13 protein-coding genes are annotated in these 14347 nt (G+C 59.8%); 9 read left to right on the top strand and 4 right to left on the bottom strand.

The features are described 5' to 3' along the window. Positions 1-217: 217 nt before the first annotated feature. Both GDN47_RS05265 and GDN47_RS05260 read right to left on the bottom strand, forming a co-directional pair. Complete coding sequence (locus GDN47_RS05265; protein WP_113333064.1) at positions 218-472, bottom strand: hypothetical protein; 255 nt, start codon at positions 470-472, stop codon at positions 218-220. A 106-nt stretch (positions 473-578) separates the two neighbouring features. Next, the gene (locus tag GDN47_RS05260) at positions 579-1772 is read right to left on the bottom strand and encodes an extensin-like domain-containing protein (protein ID WP_113354581.1); all 1194 of its coding nucleotides are present in this window, start codon (positions 1770-1772) and stop codon (positions 579-581) included. A gap of 241 nt (positions 1773-2013) precedes the next feature. On the opposite strand from GDN47_RS05260, the gene GDN47_RS05255 reads away from it, so the two are divergent. The 6 genes from GDN47_RS05255 (at position 2014) to GDN47_RS05230 (ending at position 7431) form a co-directional block, all read left to right on the top strand. Then, positions 2014-2403 carry an acyl-CoA thioesterase gene (locus tag GDN47_RS05255; RefSeq protein WP_069613114.1) on the top strand — a complete coding sequence of 130 codons (390 nt, stop codon included), beginning with the start codon at positions 2014-2016 and terminating at the stop codon, positions 2401-2403. A 4-nt stretch (positions 2404-2407) separates the two neighbouring features. Further along, on the top strand, positions 2408-2998 hold the full coding sequence (locus GDN47_RS05250; protein ID WP_113249267.1) for a hypothetical protein: 591 nt from the start codon (positions 2408-2410) through the stop codon (positions 2996-2998). Positions 2999-3120: 122 nt separating this feature from the next. Further along, entirely contained in the window at positions 3121-4713 is a 1593-nt protein-coding gene (locus GDN47_RS05245; RefSeq protein WP_113395354.1) for an SEL1-like repeat protein, read from the top strand. Between the two features lie 43 nt (positions 4714-4756). Next, entirely contained in the window at positions 4757-5827 is a 1071-nt protein-coding gene (locus GDN47_RS05240; protein WP_152092731.1) for an SEL1-like repeat protein, read from the top strand. Positions 5828-5978: 151 nt separating this feature from the next. Further along, positions 5979-6815 (top strand): RDD family protein, encoded by an 837-nt coding sequence (locus GDN47_RS05235; RefSeq protein WP_113333059.1) that lies wholly within the window; start codon positions 5979-5981, stop codon positions 6813-6815. Between the two features lie 100 nt (positions 6816-6915). After that, a complete protein-coding gene (locus tag GDN47_RS05230; RefSeq protein WP_113333058.1) occupies positions 6916-7431 on the top strand; it encodes a hypothetical protein in 516 nt (171 codons plus the stop codon). A gap of 53 nt (positions 7432-7484) precedes the next feature. On the opposite strand, the gene GDN47_RS05225 is transcribed toward GDN47_RS05230, so the two are convergent. Further along, complete coding sequence (locus GDN47_RS05225) at positions 7485-8735, bottom strand: MFS transporter (RefSeq protein WP_152092730.1); 1251 nt, start codon at positions 8733-8735, stop codon at positions 7485-7487. A gap of 283 nt (positions 8736-9018) precedes the next feature. On the opposite strand from GDN47_RS05225, the gene uvrB reads away from it, so the two are divergent. From uvrB to GDN47_RS05210, 3 genes are all read left to right on the top strand, one after another. Beyond that, complete coding sequence (gene uvrB / locus GDN47_RS05220) at positions 9019-11805, top strand: excinuclease ABC subunit UvrB (RefSeq protein ID WP_152092729.1); 2787 nt, start codon at positions 9019-9021, stop codon at positions 11803-11805. A gap of 200 nt (positions 11806-12005) precedes the next feature. Then, complete coding sequence (locus GDN47_RS05215) at positions 12006-12461, top strand: SRPBCC family protein (protein WP_152092728.1); 456 nt, start codon at positions 12006-12008, stop codon at positions 12459-12461. 157 nt (positions 12462-12618) lie between these two features. Further along, positions 12619-13671, top strand: coding sequence for an adenylate/guanylate cyclase domain-containing protein (locus tag GDN47_RS05210; RefSeq protein ID WP_152092727.1), 1053 nt, complete (start codon positions 12619-12621; stop codon positions 13669-13671). 61 nt (positions 13672-13732) lie between these two features. On the opposite strand, the gene GDN47_RS05205 is transcribed toward GDN47_RS05210, so the two are convergent. After that, the gene (locus GDN47_RS05205) at positions 13733-14344 is read right to left on the bottom strand and encodes a DUF4276 family protein (RefSeq protein WP_152092726.1); all 612 of its coding nucleotides are present in this window, start codon (positions 14342-14344) and stop codon (positions 13733-13735) included. Positions 14345-14347 lie beyond the last annotated feature (3 nt).

The following is a 14347-nucleotide window of genomic DNA, read 5'->3' as shown; positions in this document are numbered from 1 at the left end:
CGTTTGTCGCAACTCCGCCCAACGCCTCTTGGCGACACCGTCAGCGCCTGTTGTATTGGCCGATTTATTGCCTTCGCATTCATATTGCGTGCATCATCATTGCAACATGAAGTTCTTTTCTGGAGCCGGCGAGGATTCCCCGTCGTTGCCATGCTCCGCTCAAGCCGGCTCAGCCGGCTTTTTTCTTTTTGCCAGCTTACGATCTGGAAAACGACCGCTACCAGTTGCCATTGACGCCGCAGCCCGCCGGCGGCAGCGTCTTGTGCTCGAAGCGTGCCTTCAGCATCGCACAACCCTTGTCGCGAATGGGTCCGGGCATCATGGAGTTGAGACCGATGCCGACTTCATCGAACGGATCGTCGGCATAGGCGACATAAACGTACCAGCGGCCGCCGATGACGATAATGATGGCAATCAGTGCAGCAAGGAGCGCCCTTCCCAGGCTTTTCTTTCGTCTTGGTACGTCTTCCATGAACCCCTCTCTGGCACCCAATGCGCGCAGTTGAGCGCGATTCCGTCGAAAGGTAAATCAGCTTTCCCGTTTGACAAGTGTAGATGCTGTTCCGGCAAAGGGCCAATCAAAGGCTGCAATAGCGCCGGCCGCCCTTTCGGTCCCTGAGGTCGAAATGAAAGTGGTTCCAGTGCTCCGGATTGCTGCCCGGACCAAGCACGGTATCGAAATAGCGGCAGCTGTCGCTGCGTACCGCCTTGAGCAACCGCCCTTCCCGGAAGGAAAACAAACCCTTCTTCCGCACGTCGATCACATGGCCATTCTTCAGGATGAAGGTGCCGACATCGATCGCATTGCCATGCGCATGTTCCGACATCGGATTATAGCGTTGCCGGCTATTGTTCATCCGCCGGCAGGAATAGCCGCCGAGCGGTACGATCGTGCCGATGCCGGTCCAGTAGCGCGTGCGTGCGGCTGGAGCGAGTTCGTTCTTCACCCATTTGGCGAAGGCAAGCGTCACCTGGCAATTCAAAGTCACCGCCGGTCGGACGGCGATATTGCCGGAAAGGCCGCTCAGCGAAACCGGATAGGGAACCTGACATGCAGGACCGTTCGAGATCGCCGGCTTGTCGGTATAGACGACGCCCATGCGCTGCAATTCCTGGCGGCAGGCGATTTCCGAAGGCGGCATCATCCCAGGTGTTGATTGCGGCGCTTCGAACTGCTGATCGAGGCGCGGTATCGGATTTTCGACACGGGGCAGCATCGCAACCTGCGTTCCCGGCAACTGCCTCGGTATCCGCGACTGATTGAGCTCGGCCTGCGCGGCCGGGCGCTGCACGACCGAACGGTTGGTCTGTACCGGCGCATCGGTGCCGATGCCGTCGACCACGGGCTGGTCGGACTGACCTTCGGCAATGTTCTGCTGCTCCTCCTGCGCCAATCCGACCACCGAGGCGGATTGCGCCTCCTCACTTGGACCGACGCCAAGCTCGGCGTCCATGTTGACGCCCTGGGAGGGAATATCCGACTGCTGCGCTAAGCCGGCTTCGACATCCGTCGTGGTCACCGCCTCACCCGTTCCGCTGGAACGAACGGGACCGCCGCTTTTGTAATTGCTCGACGCGGAAACGACGGGATCCTGTACCCCTTGGTAGGCGAATTGCCTTTGCGGCACGCTGCGATGCGGCTTGATCGAGCCGACGCGCGAGGAGCTGTCGATGCCAGAAGGCGGCACGAGGCTATCTGCCGTACAGGCGACCAGCGCCGACGACAACAGCAATGGCAGCGCGACCCGCCGTAGAATGGGTAAAATGGCCATAGTCCTGATCCGCTGCCCCAGCCACGGTCGGTAACGATTACAAATCCTAAATGGGAAGGGTGAACGAAAGCTTACCGCAGGGGTCCCGCTGTTTTACAACGGTACCGCGTGAGCATGGAATCGCCTGAAGCAAAGCGCGTGACCCACATGAGTCCTCCATGGAAATGCCAGCATGGCTTTTCCATCGCGGCAGGATTGCATAGGCTGATTGCCGGAATCGACCGTGAACAGGAGCAGAAGAATGAATGACAGCGTCAAACCGAGAGGCGAGCTGACATTGCGCACGCTCGCCATGCCCGCCGACGCCAATCCTGCCGGCGATATTTTCGGCGGCTGGGTCATGGCGCAGATGGACTTGGCAAGCGGCATCCGCGCAGCCGAGCGGGCGCGTGGACGCGTGGTCACGGCAGCGGTCAAGGAGATGGCCTTCGAACTGCCGGTCAAGATCGGCGATACGTTGAGCGTCTTCACCGATATCGAACGCGTCGGCCGTACCTCGATCACGCTGAGCGTCGAAGCATGGGCACACCGCGCCCGTTATAACAGCCTGGAGAAAGTCACGGCTGCGACCTTCATCATGGTCGCGCTCGATGAAAGCGGCTTGCCGAAGGCTGTACCAGAGGAGAGCTGACGCGATGGATTCCGCGCACACACCGGAAGTCTACGTCTATATCAGGACGGTCATGAGCATGGTGATCGGCCTTTCGCTCGCCCAGCTTCTGACCCGGCTTGCCGGATTCGTGCAGGCGCCGGGCAAGAACAAGATTTATCTCGTCCATATCGGCTGGGTATTGTCCATGTTCCTTTTCATCATCCATTTCTGGTGGTGGGAGTATCGGCTGCAATCCGTCGCGCAGATCAATTTCGGCGTCTACCTCTTTCTCATCTGCTTCTGCTGCCTCTTCTATTTCCTCTGCGTATTGCTCAATCCGCCCTCGGTCGAGGACTATGGCGGCTTCGAGGAATATTTCATCTCCCGCCGCCATTGGTTCTTCGGCCTGCTCGCCGTCACCTACGCCGTCGATCTCATCGACACATTGCTGAAGGGAGAGGCCTATTTTCGTTCTCTCGGCTGGGAATATCCAATACGCAATGTCGTTTATGTCATCCTGTGCATCATTGCCTCGATCACCGCCAACCGGCGCTTCCAGGCGGCATTCGTGATCGTCGGGCTGATCTATCAGATCACATGGATCTTCCGCCTCTACGACGTGCTTCCGGTATAGCGATCCCATCGTCCGGGGGCATTAAATCCACTGCTATTTGGGTTCCTGCGATCCCTTGACCAATACATCGCCATATTGTTCAGATCGATTACGGTCTGGGACGCAGGTGGGAGACTGAAGCCTTGAAGACAAAGAGCTACGCATTGGGGTTGGCGCTCGCTCTTTCGCTACCCTGGCTTGCTCACGCCGAGGATCCCGCCCCTGGCCCCGCCAATACGAAGATCGACCTGAAATACTGGGTGGAATTCGCAAAACAGGGCAACGCGGCGGCCCAATATGGTCTCGGCTATCGCTACGCCAATGGTGAGGGCGTAGAGCAGGATGATGCTGAGGCCGTCGATTGGTATCGAAAATCGGCGGACCAAGGCAATGCGCAGGCCCAATATGCATTGGCCTACATGTATGCCAGCGGCCGGGGCGTCGACACCGATCTGAAACAGGCAAATGACTGGTATTTGAAGGCGGCGCAAAACGGCAATGCCGATGCTCAATATGCCATCGGCTATTCCTATGCCAATGGCCGCGGTATGGCTGTCAGTAATGAAAACGCCGTCACCTGGTACCAGAAATCCGCCGCTCAGGGACAGGCGCAGGCGCAATATGCGCTCGGCTACATGTATGCCAATGGCCTCGGCGTGCGTCAGGACGAGGCGATCGCACTCGGCTGGTATCGCAAAGCGGCCGACCAAGGCCGGCCCGATGCCCAGTACGCCATCGGCTATATGTACGATAACGGCCAAGGCACGGAGGAAAACCAGGAGCAGGCCGTCGCCTGGTATAAAAAGGCCGGCGACCAAGGAAGCGCGCAAGGCCTGTATGCGGTCGGCTATGCCTATGCCAATGGCAAGGGTGTCGAACGGAATGATGCCGAAGCCTATTCCTGGTATATGAAGGCAGCGATAAAAGGACGCGCTGACGCGCAATACGCCGTCGGCTACAGTCTTGCAAACGGGATAGGCGTCGCCCGGGACTACAGGCAGGCACTGCAATGGTATCGCAAAGCTGCCGATCAGGGCCGCCCCGACGCCCAATATGCCCTCGGCTACCTCTATGCCAACGGCCAGGGCGTGAAGACCGACGATGACAGCGCGGCGAGATGGTATCGCAAGGCCGCCGAACAAGGCGACGCACAGGGTCAATATGCCCTCGCCTACATGTATGCGGCCGGCCGCGGCATTGGCAGGGACTATGGCAAGGCCTTTGACTGGTTCCAGAAAGCCGCCAGCCAGGGTCATGCTGACGCCCAATACGCACTTGGCTACATGTATGAAAACGGTCAGGGGACGACAGCTGACAAATCGGCCGCCGCAAGCTGGTACCGCAAGGCGGCCGACCAGAACAATTCACAGGGCGAATATGCCCTCGCCTACCTCTATTATCAGGGCGCCGGCGTTCCCAAGGACTATGGCCAAACGGCCGCTCTCTTTCGCAAAGCAGCCGATCACGGCGACGCCCGGGCAGAATACGGTCTTGGATATCTGTATTATAAAGGCTATGGCGTGCCTAAGGACTCTAAGATTGGTGCGGACTGGTTCAACAAGGCGGCGGCTAAGGGATTGCCGGAAGCGCAGCATGGACTCAGCTACATGGAAGCCAATGGCGACGGTCCGATCAAGGATCTTGGACCGCTTGGACAAGGGGCCGCCGGCAAAAAGGGCTCGGGCGTCAGCACGGGTTGGCTCTTGTTTCATTTGCTGATGGTGCTCGTGCCTTAGAGCTCGGCATCTTATTCAACGAATTTCGATTGAGGGGTAAATCGTGAATTGGAAGAAGGGGGCAGCAGGTTTGCTCTTCGCGCTGGCGTCCATGGGAACGGCACAAGCCGATGTCGGACGAAACAGCTACGATCGCGGCGATATCAAATCGGGCTTGGATTACTGGCGCCCCCTGGCAAACAAGGGCAACGTTGCCGCACAGCTGAAGCTCGGACAAATGTACGAGGACGGCAACGGCGTCGAAAAGAATCTTACGCTCGCCCTCAGCTGGTACAAGAAGGCCGCCGATCAGGGCAATGCCGAAGCGCAGTTCAACGTCGGCACCATGTACGACCAGGGCGAAGGCGTCACCGCCGACAAGAGCCAAGCCATTGTCTGGTACAAGAAGGCTGCGGCACAGGGATACCTTAATGCACAATATAATCTCGGTGTCGTCTACGACACGGGCCAAGGCGTAGCGCAGGACAAGCCGCAGGCCTTTGCCTGGTACAGCAAGGCCGCCGAACAGGGCGATGCCGATGCGCAGTTCAATGTCGGCACCATGTACGACCAGGGCGAAGGTACGGACAAGGACAAGAGCAAGGCCGTCACCTGGTATCGCAAGGCGGCCGAGCAGGGAAAAGTCGAGGCGCAATACAATCTGGGCATCATGTATCGCGACGGCGAAGGCGTCGCCAAGGATGGCGCTGCGGCCTTCTCCTGGTTCAAGAAGGCCGCCGAACAGGGCGATGCGAGCGCGCAGTTCAATATCGGTGCAATGTATGCCGATGGCGACGGGATCAGGCAGGATGATGCCCAGGCAATCGTATGGTTCCTGAAAGCGGCGGCGCAGAATGATGTCGAAGCCGAATACAATCTCGGCGTCATGTTCCGCGATGGTGAAGGCGTCACCAAGAACGGTCCGAAGGCGCTCTACTGGTTCGAGCGGGCAGCCGAACATCGCTATGCCGATGCCGCCTACAATCTAGCCATGATGTACCGTGACGGCGATGGCGTCGCTGCGGATGCGGGCAAGGCGGCCGAATGGTTCCGCAAGGCAAAGCGCCTGGGCTATGACGGCAACGCGGACGGCGAACAGGATGAGCCATCCGGCGAGCAAACCATTCCGATATGAATGAATGCGATGGACGATCGGTATCGCTGGGGCCCATCCGTCGCCTGCCTTCGCTCCCAGCGAATCGCAGCAAAACATGCTAATGCGCTCAACTTGAAGTGAGTGATGCGACGTGGTGGGCGTCGTGACACACGCTAAGCCGGGGGGAACCATGAGTTTTGCTGCTTCCGATCATCAAATGAGCTCTCTGCCGCGTCGCCATTTTTGGCGGCGGCTCGGCGCCTACACGGTCGATATCGTCATTTTCCAAGTCGCTTTTACCCTGCTGTTTCTCGTGCTGTCGGCGGCCACGCCGTGGGACTTGACCTTGCCGCTTCTTCAGAAGCAACAATGCGAAGAAGCAACTTCGGCGCCTCTCGTTGCAAAAGTGGAGGCCGAATGGCCGCTGCAGCCAGGCGAAGTGAGGAGCAACCAGCTTTGTCGCATATCCTGGCTGGGCAGCAATGGATACACGGTCTTCCTTTCAATCGTCGCATCGCAGCAGGGATCGGCCACATTGAAGCGCGCCTTTTCCATACCCGTCGACGGCGACGGCAATCCGGTCGATCCGAATATCGCCGCAAGGCCGACCTCGAGCGTCGTTCTGCTGTTCCTTCCCTTCGCCTTCGCCCTTTGCTCCATCGGCGGCAAGCGGACGCCAGGCAAGCGATTGACCTCGCTGCGCGTGACAACGGTGGAAGGCGGCACCCTGCCCTTCGGGCTTGCCGCCAAACGGGAAATATTCAAGTTTCTGCCATTGATGCTGCTCGCCACAGTCAATCTGGTCGGCCTGTTTCTGCTGCCCTCATATCAGCCTCCGATCGATCAGCTAATTCAGCAGGCGCGCGATACCAACCTTCTCAGTGCCATCGGCTTCTTCGCCTTGACGGGAGCGTTGGCACCGCTTCTGTTCGTATTCGCGCTCATCTGGTGGGCCTTTCCATTCATCGTGTGGCGCGGTCAGACTTTCTACGACCGCTTCTGCGACACCATCGTCATCAAGGCGTAACCATGAAAAACGGGGGATTGCCTTGACGGACGAAGAGATGGAAGACTGTCGCCGCGCCAGGCCTGATTTGCTGCTTCTTCTTTTCAGAGGATAGATCGCCGTGAACCTGAAATATCTCATGCCCCCCTTCTCGCTTCTGCCGCCGCTTCGCATGGTTTTGCTGGCCTCGGCGGTCGTGTTGCCGCTCTCTCCGCTTCCGATAGCGGCGACACCGGCAGAGGCCGCGCCAGGCTCGTGCTGGTCGCTGCTGCAGAGCAAATTTGGGCCGCAGATCGAGAAGTCGGTGAACGAGGCCGATCCCTGCAAGAAACTGCCCGGCGTCGATCACAAGGACAAGTTCGAGGTGAAGTCGCTCGATGTCTGCGACGGCCCGAACGGTGGCGTGCAGATCAATGCTCATGCCGAGATGGCCTGCAAATCGCATGGCGTATTGAAGACGACGATCAAGGGTGAACTCGATGCCTCCATGACGGTCGATGTCGGCGCATGCCACATCACCGACCTGCATCTCGGCATCAACGGCCCGATCGGCGAACTGATATCCTCGGTCGGCGGGCTGCAGGAGCTCGCCCGCGGCTTCGCCCAGGCCAAGATCTCGGAAATTTGCGGAAAATAAACGAAAGGGCCGGCGATATCAGCCGGCCCTCGCGACCTTGATGGCGAGTCTGTTCAGGCCCTTATGGCGCTATCCGCTTGGCCTTCATCCTTCCCGCCGAACCGAATACCCTTCTTCTCGAAGCCAAAGCCGGCGAAAACAGCAACGACCACAGCCACGATGCAGGCCACGATCAACAGCGCCAGCGCATAGTCGCCGTTCCACTGTTTTGCCAATCCCGCCTGGATCGAGGCATTGCCCGAAGCAAGCAGATTGCCGAGCTGATAGGCAAAGCCGGGAAAGGTGCCGCGCACCTCGTCCGGCGACAATTCGTTGAGATGCACCGGAATGATGCCCCAGGCGCCTTGCACGAACAGCTGCATCAGGAAGGCGCCGATCGCGAGCATGACAGGCCCCTGGCCCCAGACCCAGAGCGGGGCGACGGGAATGGCCAGCAGTGCGGCGATGACGATCGTCCGCCGCCTGCCCCAACGCTGCGACAGGGAACCGAAGGTCAGGCCGCCGACAATCGCGCCGATATTGTAGACGATGGCAATGGCGCCGACCGTATAGGAATCATATTGCCGCTGGGTTTCCAGGAAGGTCGGATAGAGGTCCTGGGTGCCGTGACTAAAGAAATTGAACGCAGTCATCAAAAGCACTGCCCAGATGAACAGCGGAATATTCTCACGCAGCACAGTGAGGAACGGCCGTTGCGGCTTGGCCTGCCGCTGAAGGAAAGCCGGAGATTCCTCCACATTGCGCCTGATATAGAGCACCAGCAGCGCCGGCACCGCGCCGACGAAGAACATGCCGCGCCAGCCGATGATCGGGAACAGCAGAAAGAAGACGATCGAGGCGAGCAGATAGCCCGAGGGATAACCAGCCTGCAGGATACCGGACACAAGGCCGCGCGAGTCCTCGGGTATGGTTTCCATCACGAGCGACGCGCCGACACCCCACTCCCCGCCCATGGCGACGCCGAAGAGCGCGCGCAGCACGAGAAACATCGTCAAGCCGGTCGAAAAGCCGGTCAGGAATTCGAAGACGGAATAAAGCAGCACGTCGACCATCAGGGTCGCGCGCCGCCCGAAGCGGTCCGCCGCGAGCCCGAAGATCAGGGCGCCCACCGGCCGCATGGCAAGGGTGAGGAAGATCGCCACGGCAACCGCGGGGACATCCGTGTGAAATTCCTCGGCTATATGCTTGAGAACGAAAACCAAAATGAAGAAATCGAAAGCGTCCAACGTCCAGCCCAGATAGGCTGCGATCACGGTGTTTCGTTGCTGGGGGGACAGGGAACGTAAGCTATCCAATGCGGTCATCATGATCCTCCGACCGGATGGCGGCGGCGAGGCGGGCAATACCGGATGCCGTCGAAGCTAGGGGAACCCGGCACTGGCCGGGCATGTCGACGTTGCGGCTGGCTCCTCCCTTGGCGCCTGCGAGGATCGCGCTATGCGGACTTTGGATCAGCGATAACGCATCGGCCGCCCTTGGGTTGTAACATATTTGACATCGCCGGCGAATGGAAAAATCCGCCATTTTGTTTCCCTTTTGTACTCTTTACCCCTTCACATCTGCACGATCTGTCGCCATATTCGCCCCATGGCCAAATCATCGAAAAAATCCTCCGCCCCGAACGGTTTCGAAGAGGCGCCGCAGGCACCGTTTGAAGGCGCGCCGCTCAGCGGCAGCGTTGCCGACTGGGTGAAGCAGCTCGAAGCCGATGCGGAAGCATCGAGCGTCGAAACCCAGCGCGAGATTGCCTCGAAAGCCGGCAAGCACCGCAAGAAGGTGGAGATCACCGCCGGCAAGACCGCGCGTGGCGTCTCCATGGGTGGGTCGACCGACCCCAAAACGCGCGCCGCCGCAGGCCTCAATCCAGTCTCCGGCCTCGATATCGCGCTTGAAGATGCCGACAAGATTTCGACGAGCGGCGTAACGGCGACGGTGGAAGCCCTGTCGAAGCTGATCGAGAGCGGTAATCCGCTGCATAAGAACGGCAAGATCTGGACTCCGCACCGCCCTGCCCGCCCGGAAAAATCCGAAGGCGGCATCGAGATCTGCATGGCCTCGGAATACCAGCCGGCTGGCGACCAGCCGACGGCGATCCGCGATCTCGTCGAAGGGCTGCAAAACGGTGACCGCAACCAGGTGCTGCTCGGCGTCACCGGTTCCGGCAAGACCTTCACCATGGCCAAAGTGATCGAGGCGACGCAGCGCCCGGCCGTCATCCTCGCGCCGAACAAGACGCTGGCGGCCCAGCTCTATTCCGAATTCAAGAACTTCTTCCCGGATAACGCGGTCGAGTATTTCGTCTCCTACTACGATTACTACCAGCCGGAAGCCTATGTGCCGCGCTCGGACACCTATATCGAGAAGGAGAGCTCGATCAACGAGCAGATCGACCGCATGCGCCACTCGGCGACGCGTTCGCTGCTGGAACGTGACGACTGTATCATCGTCGCCTCGGTCTCGTGCATCTACGGTATCGGCTCGGTCGAAACCTATACGGCCATGACCTTCCAGATGAATGTCGGCGATCGCCTCGATCAGCGGCAATTGCTGGCCGATCTGGTGGCGCAGCAGTACAAGCGCCGCGATATCGACTTCACGCGCGGCTCCTTCCGTGTACGCGGCGACACGATCGAAATCTTTCCTGCCCACCTGGAGGATGCCGCCTGGCGCATTTCCATGTTCGGCGACGAGATCGACGCCATCACCGAATTCGATCCGCTCACCGGCCAGAAGACCGGCGACCTGAAATCGGTGAAGATCTACGCCAACTCGCACTATGTCACACCACGCCCGACGCTGAACGGCGCCATCAAGGCGATCAAGGAAGAGTTGAAGCTGCGCCTTGCCGAGCTGGAAAAGGCTGGCCGCCTGCTGGAAGCACAGCGCCTGGAGCAGCGTACCCGCTATGACGTCGAGATGCTGGAGGCCACCGGCTCCTGCCAGGGCATCGAAAACTATTCGCGCTATCTGACCGGTCGCAATCCCGGCGAGCCGCCGCCGACGCTGTTCGAATACATTCCCGACAACGCCATCATCTTCATCGATGAAAGCCACGTCACCGTGCCGCAGATCGGCGGCATGTACCGAGGCGACTTCCGCCGCAAGGCGACGCTGGCCGAATACGGCTTCCGCCTGCCCTCTTGCATGGATAACCGTCCGCTGCGCTTCGAGGAATGGGACGCCATGCGCCCGGACACGATCGCGGTATCGGCAACACCTGGCGGGTGGGAGATGGAGCAATCCGGCGGTGTCTTCGCCGAACAGGTCATCCGCCCGACCGGCCTCATCGATCCTCCGGTGGAGGTCCGTTCGGCCCGCACGCAGGTTGACGACGTGCTTGGCGAAATCCGCGAAACCGCCGCCAAGGGCTACCGCACGCTCTGCACCGTGCTGACCAAGCGCATGGCCGAGGATTTGACAGAATATCTGCACGAACAGGGCGTGCGTGTGCGCTACATGCACTCCGACATCGACACGCTGGAGCGCATCGAGATCATCCGCGATCTTCGCCTCGGCGCCTTCGACGTGCTCGTCGGCATCAACCTGCTGCGCGAGGGTCTGGACATTCCCGAATGCGGCTTCGTCGCCATCCTCGATGCCGACAAGGAAGGCTTCCTGCGCTCGGAAACCTCGCTGATCCAGACGATCGGCCGCGCCGCGCGTAACGTCGACGGCAAAGTCATCCTTTACGCCGATACCATTACCGGCTCGATGCAGCGCGCCATGGACGAAACCAATCGCCGGCGCGAAAAGCAGATGGCTTACAACAAGGAACACGGCATCACGCCGGAATCGGTCAAGGCGAAGATTTCCGACATTCTCGACAGCGTCTACGAGAAGGACCACGTTCGCGCCGATATCGGCGGCGCCTCCGGCAAAGGCTTTGCCGATGGCGGCCATCTTGTCGGCAACAATCTGAAGGCCCATCTCAACGCGCTGGAAAAATCCATGCGCGATGCTGCCGCCGACCTGGACTTCGAAAAGGCGGCACGGTTGCGCGACGAGATCAAGCGCCTCAAAGCTGTCGAGCTCGCCGCCATGGACGATCCCTTGGCCCGCGAGGAAGCCAGGAGCATGGAAAGCCGCGGCTCCGCAACGGGCAAGCGTGCGCCGCCAGCGCCGGATTCCCGATCCTATTTCGCCAAGCCCAGCCTTGACGAAATGGGTCCGGGCGGCGATGCCGGCACGCCGCTCTTCCGCAAGAATACGCTGGATGAGATGACCGTCGGCCGCACCGAAAAGCCTGTCACGGGCAAGGTGCCAGACAAGCCGATCACCCGGGCAAAGCCGGGGGTCGGCTCCTATGAGGACCCGGTGGACGAGAAGCAGCGCAAAGGACGGACAAAAGGCAAGACGGGGCGACCGGGGCGATAAAGCGACCGAGATTATCGGATATCTGCGCCCGACGCTGCCGATTTGCGAAGGCTGAGAGGCCTGCGAACATGGCAATGCCTTGCTGACGAGGCCGCGGCCGCTACATGCCATCATCTGAAGAGGCCCACGGGGGAGACGGAAGGCGCTTGAGCGCATATCGGGCCGGTGGGAAGCGATAGCAAACCTGGGGAGAAAGACTGATGTCCGAGCCTTTGATCGTCCGTCGCGAGACCCATGTCTCGGCGCCGCCCGCGGCCATATTCGCATTGCTGACCGATCCCGAAAAGATCCTGCGCTGGATGGGCACGGAAGCGCGGACGGAGCCGCAGCCCGGCGGCATCTATCTCGTCAACGTCACCGGCGCCCGCGTCGCGCGCGGCTCCTTCCGCGAGGTCGTGCCGGTGCACCGCCTCGCCTATAGCTTCGGCTGGGAAGGCAGCGAGGAAGTGCCTCCCGAATCGACCCTCGTGGAGATCGACCTGATAGAGCAGCCGGATGGAACGCTGGTGCGCCTCACCCATACCGGTCTGCCGACCGTTGAGCAATGCGAAGCACACGCAAAGGGTTGGGCGCATTATCTCGACCGCATGGCCGCAGTGGCCGCCGGACGCGATCCCGGCCCTGATGTCATGCGCGGCCACGACGGCAGAAGCTGACGAGACTTTGGACGCGGCGTCATCGGACTAGATGCTCGATGGCAGCGATATCGCCGACCGGTGACAGCGCTTGCCTCTGTCATTTGTTTTCCAATGCGGTCGGCATGGCCGCACCGGCACGGATGACAGCCGGCAAGCGCCATGGCATGATCGGCGCATGGATTTGCCCGCCCCCCTTGCCTGGCTGGTCGACGAAGCCGGCACCTCGCCCAGCCCCGAACGCTTCCTGGCCGATCTGGGCGGACACTTGCTGACTGCCGGTCTCCCGCTTGCCGGCAGTGCCCTGACGCTTGCCGCACCGCATCCGATCATCACGCAGCATACATGGCTCTGGCGCGCCGAAACCGGCGCGGTGACCGAAGCTCTCGGCTTCGCTGGCACGACGCTAGGACAGGCAGGCCGCGATTGGCTGGGCGATCTCGGTCCGATATGCGAGGAAACGATCGGGATTGCGCCCGGCAATTCCGTCCTTGCCTGGGCCGGCACCCGGTCCTTCACCGCCTTCGAAGCGGAAACCCTGCGCGAGATCGCCCGATTTGCCGCTGCGCCCTTGGCGGGATTGGCCGCTCGCGCCACTTTATCGACGCTGCTCGAAGCCTATCTCGGCCGCCGAAGTGCGGCGCGCGTCCAGGCCGGTGCACTCAGCCGCAATAGCGGCGAGACCATCCGCGCCGCCCTGCTCTGCGCCGATCTGCGGGATTTCACCGCCCTTTCCGAAGCGACGGAACCGACCGTCATGATCGCGGCACTCGATGCCTGGTTCGACCGCGTCGCCGGCGCCGTCCATGCCTTCGGCGGCGAAGTGCTGAAATTCATGGGCGATGGCGTACTGGCGATCTTCCCCGTGAGCGGGACCCCGAAGGAAGCCTGCGAAGCGGCCTTGCGCGCCGCCACCGCCATACGCGCCGGCATGGCCCATCTCGACGCGACGCGGGCGAGCCAGGGCCTGCCGCCACTTCCGTTTGGTGTCGCGCTGCATTTCGGCGACATGCTCTGGGGCAACATCGGCGCCGCCGACCGGCTGGACTTCACCGCGATCGGCCCCGCCGTCAACCTCGTCAGCCGGCTGGAGGGCCTCTGCAAGCCGCTCGGACACAATATCCTCGTTTCGGGATCAGTCGCAGCCGAGACAACAATGCCGCTTCTGGCCTTGGGGAGTCACGAACTGCGGGGGATTGCGGAGGCTTGTGCGGTGTTTAGCTTTGAATAAGCATTTCGATTTTCATGAATCTAAACAATCAGAGTTGCCGCATAGACTTTTTCATAAAATATCACGCTATAATTCGGGAAAATACATCTATAAAACGCCGAAGTGATCTGCAGTTCGCTTCAGGGTTATTTGTTAGATCTATAATAGAACTGAATTTCGCTTGATCGACTGTTTCCGAATAATATCGATTTTCTTTTAATATGTGACGCTCAAAATAACCTTTGGCATCTATGATCGCATCAAGGTTTTGAATCGGTTGGATAACATCTACGCAGTCCTTATGCCCCGCAAAGGAGGTAGCTGCGGCCAAAAACCATGTTTCGTATTCCGGTTGGGGAGCCACAAACTCGAAACGTATTCGCTCATCTCTTATAGCCGAGAAATCATCAATAGCCTGCTTAAGTTCTACTGGGCAGTCATTATCCGCGTCGCATGTCGCCAAAACGAGCAGCAAATCTTCGTCCGATTCCGCCATTCCCAACAATCGTTCTGATGCCAAGCTAATAATCGCGTCCCATATGTCTTTCTGTCGAACCTTTCCTTTTGGCAACCGGTATGGATGAAGAACACAGCATTCGAAATAATTAAAGCGGACATTTAGGACATGCCTAATGAGAACAGGTAGCGCTCGCTCATCTCCATGTCCTTCAACAATGGGAAAAACATAAAGCATAGT

This window comes from Martinezella dioscoreae (genome assembly GCF_009176305.1).
Taxonomy (GTDB): Bacteria; Pseudomonadota; Alphaproteobacteria; order Rhizobiales; family Rhizobiaceae; genus Rhizobium; species Rhizobium dioscoreae.
This window is presented reverse-complemented; position numbering and strand designations above follow the sequence as displayed.

Coding starts and splice junctions, on each gene's coding strand:
- GDN47_RS05235 (WP_113333059.1), top strand. CDS start 5,979: ATGAGTTTTGCTGCTTCCGATCATCAAATGAGCTCTCTGCCGCGTCGC.
- uvrB (WP_152092729.1), top strand. CDS start 9,019: ATGGCCAAATCATCGAAAAAATCCTCCGCCCCGAACGGTTTCGAAGAG.
- GDN47_RS05255 (WP_069613114.1), top strand. CDS start 2,014: ATGAATGACAGCGTCAAACCGAGAGGCGAGCTGACATTGCGCACGCTC.
- GDN47_RS05250 (WP_113249267.1), top strand. CDS start 2,408: ATGGATTCCGCGCACACACCGGAAGTCTACGTCTATATCAGGACGGTC.
- GDN47_RS05215 (WP_152092728.1), top strand. CDS start 12,006: ATGTCCGAGCCTTTGATCGTCCGTCGCGAGACCCATGTCTCGGCGCCG.
- GDN47_RS05225 (WP_152092730.1), bottom strand. CDS start 8,735: ATGACCGCATTGGATAGCTTACGTTCCCTGTCCCCCCAGCAACGAAAC.
- GDN47_RS05210 (WP_152092727.1), top strand. CDS start 12,619: ATGGATTTGCCCGCCCCCCTTGCCTGGCTGGTCGACGAAGCCGGCACC.
- GDN47_RS05260 (WP_113354581.1), bottom strand. CDS start 1,772: ATGGCCATTTTACCCATTCTACGGCGGGTCGCGCTGCCATTGCTGTTG.
- GDN47_RS05265 (WP_113333064.1), bottom strand. CDS start 472: ATGGAAGACGTACCAAGACGAAAGAAAAGCCTGGGAAGGGCGCTCCTT.
- GDN47_RS05205 (WP_152092726.1), bottom strand. CDS start 14,344: ATGCTTTATGTTTTTCCCATTGTTGAAGGACATGGAGATGAGCGAGCG.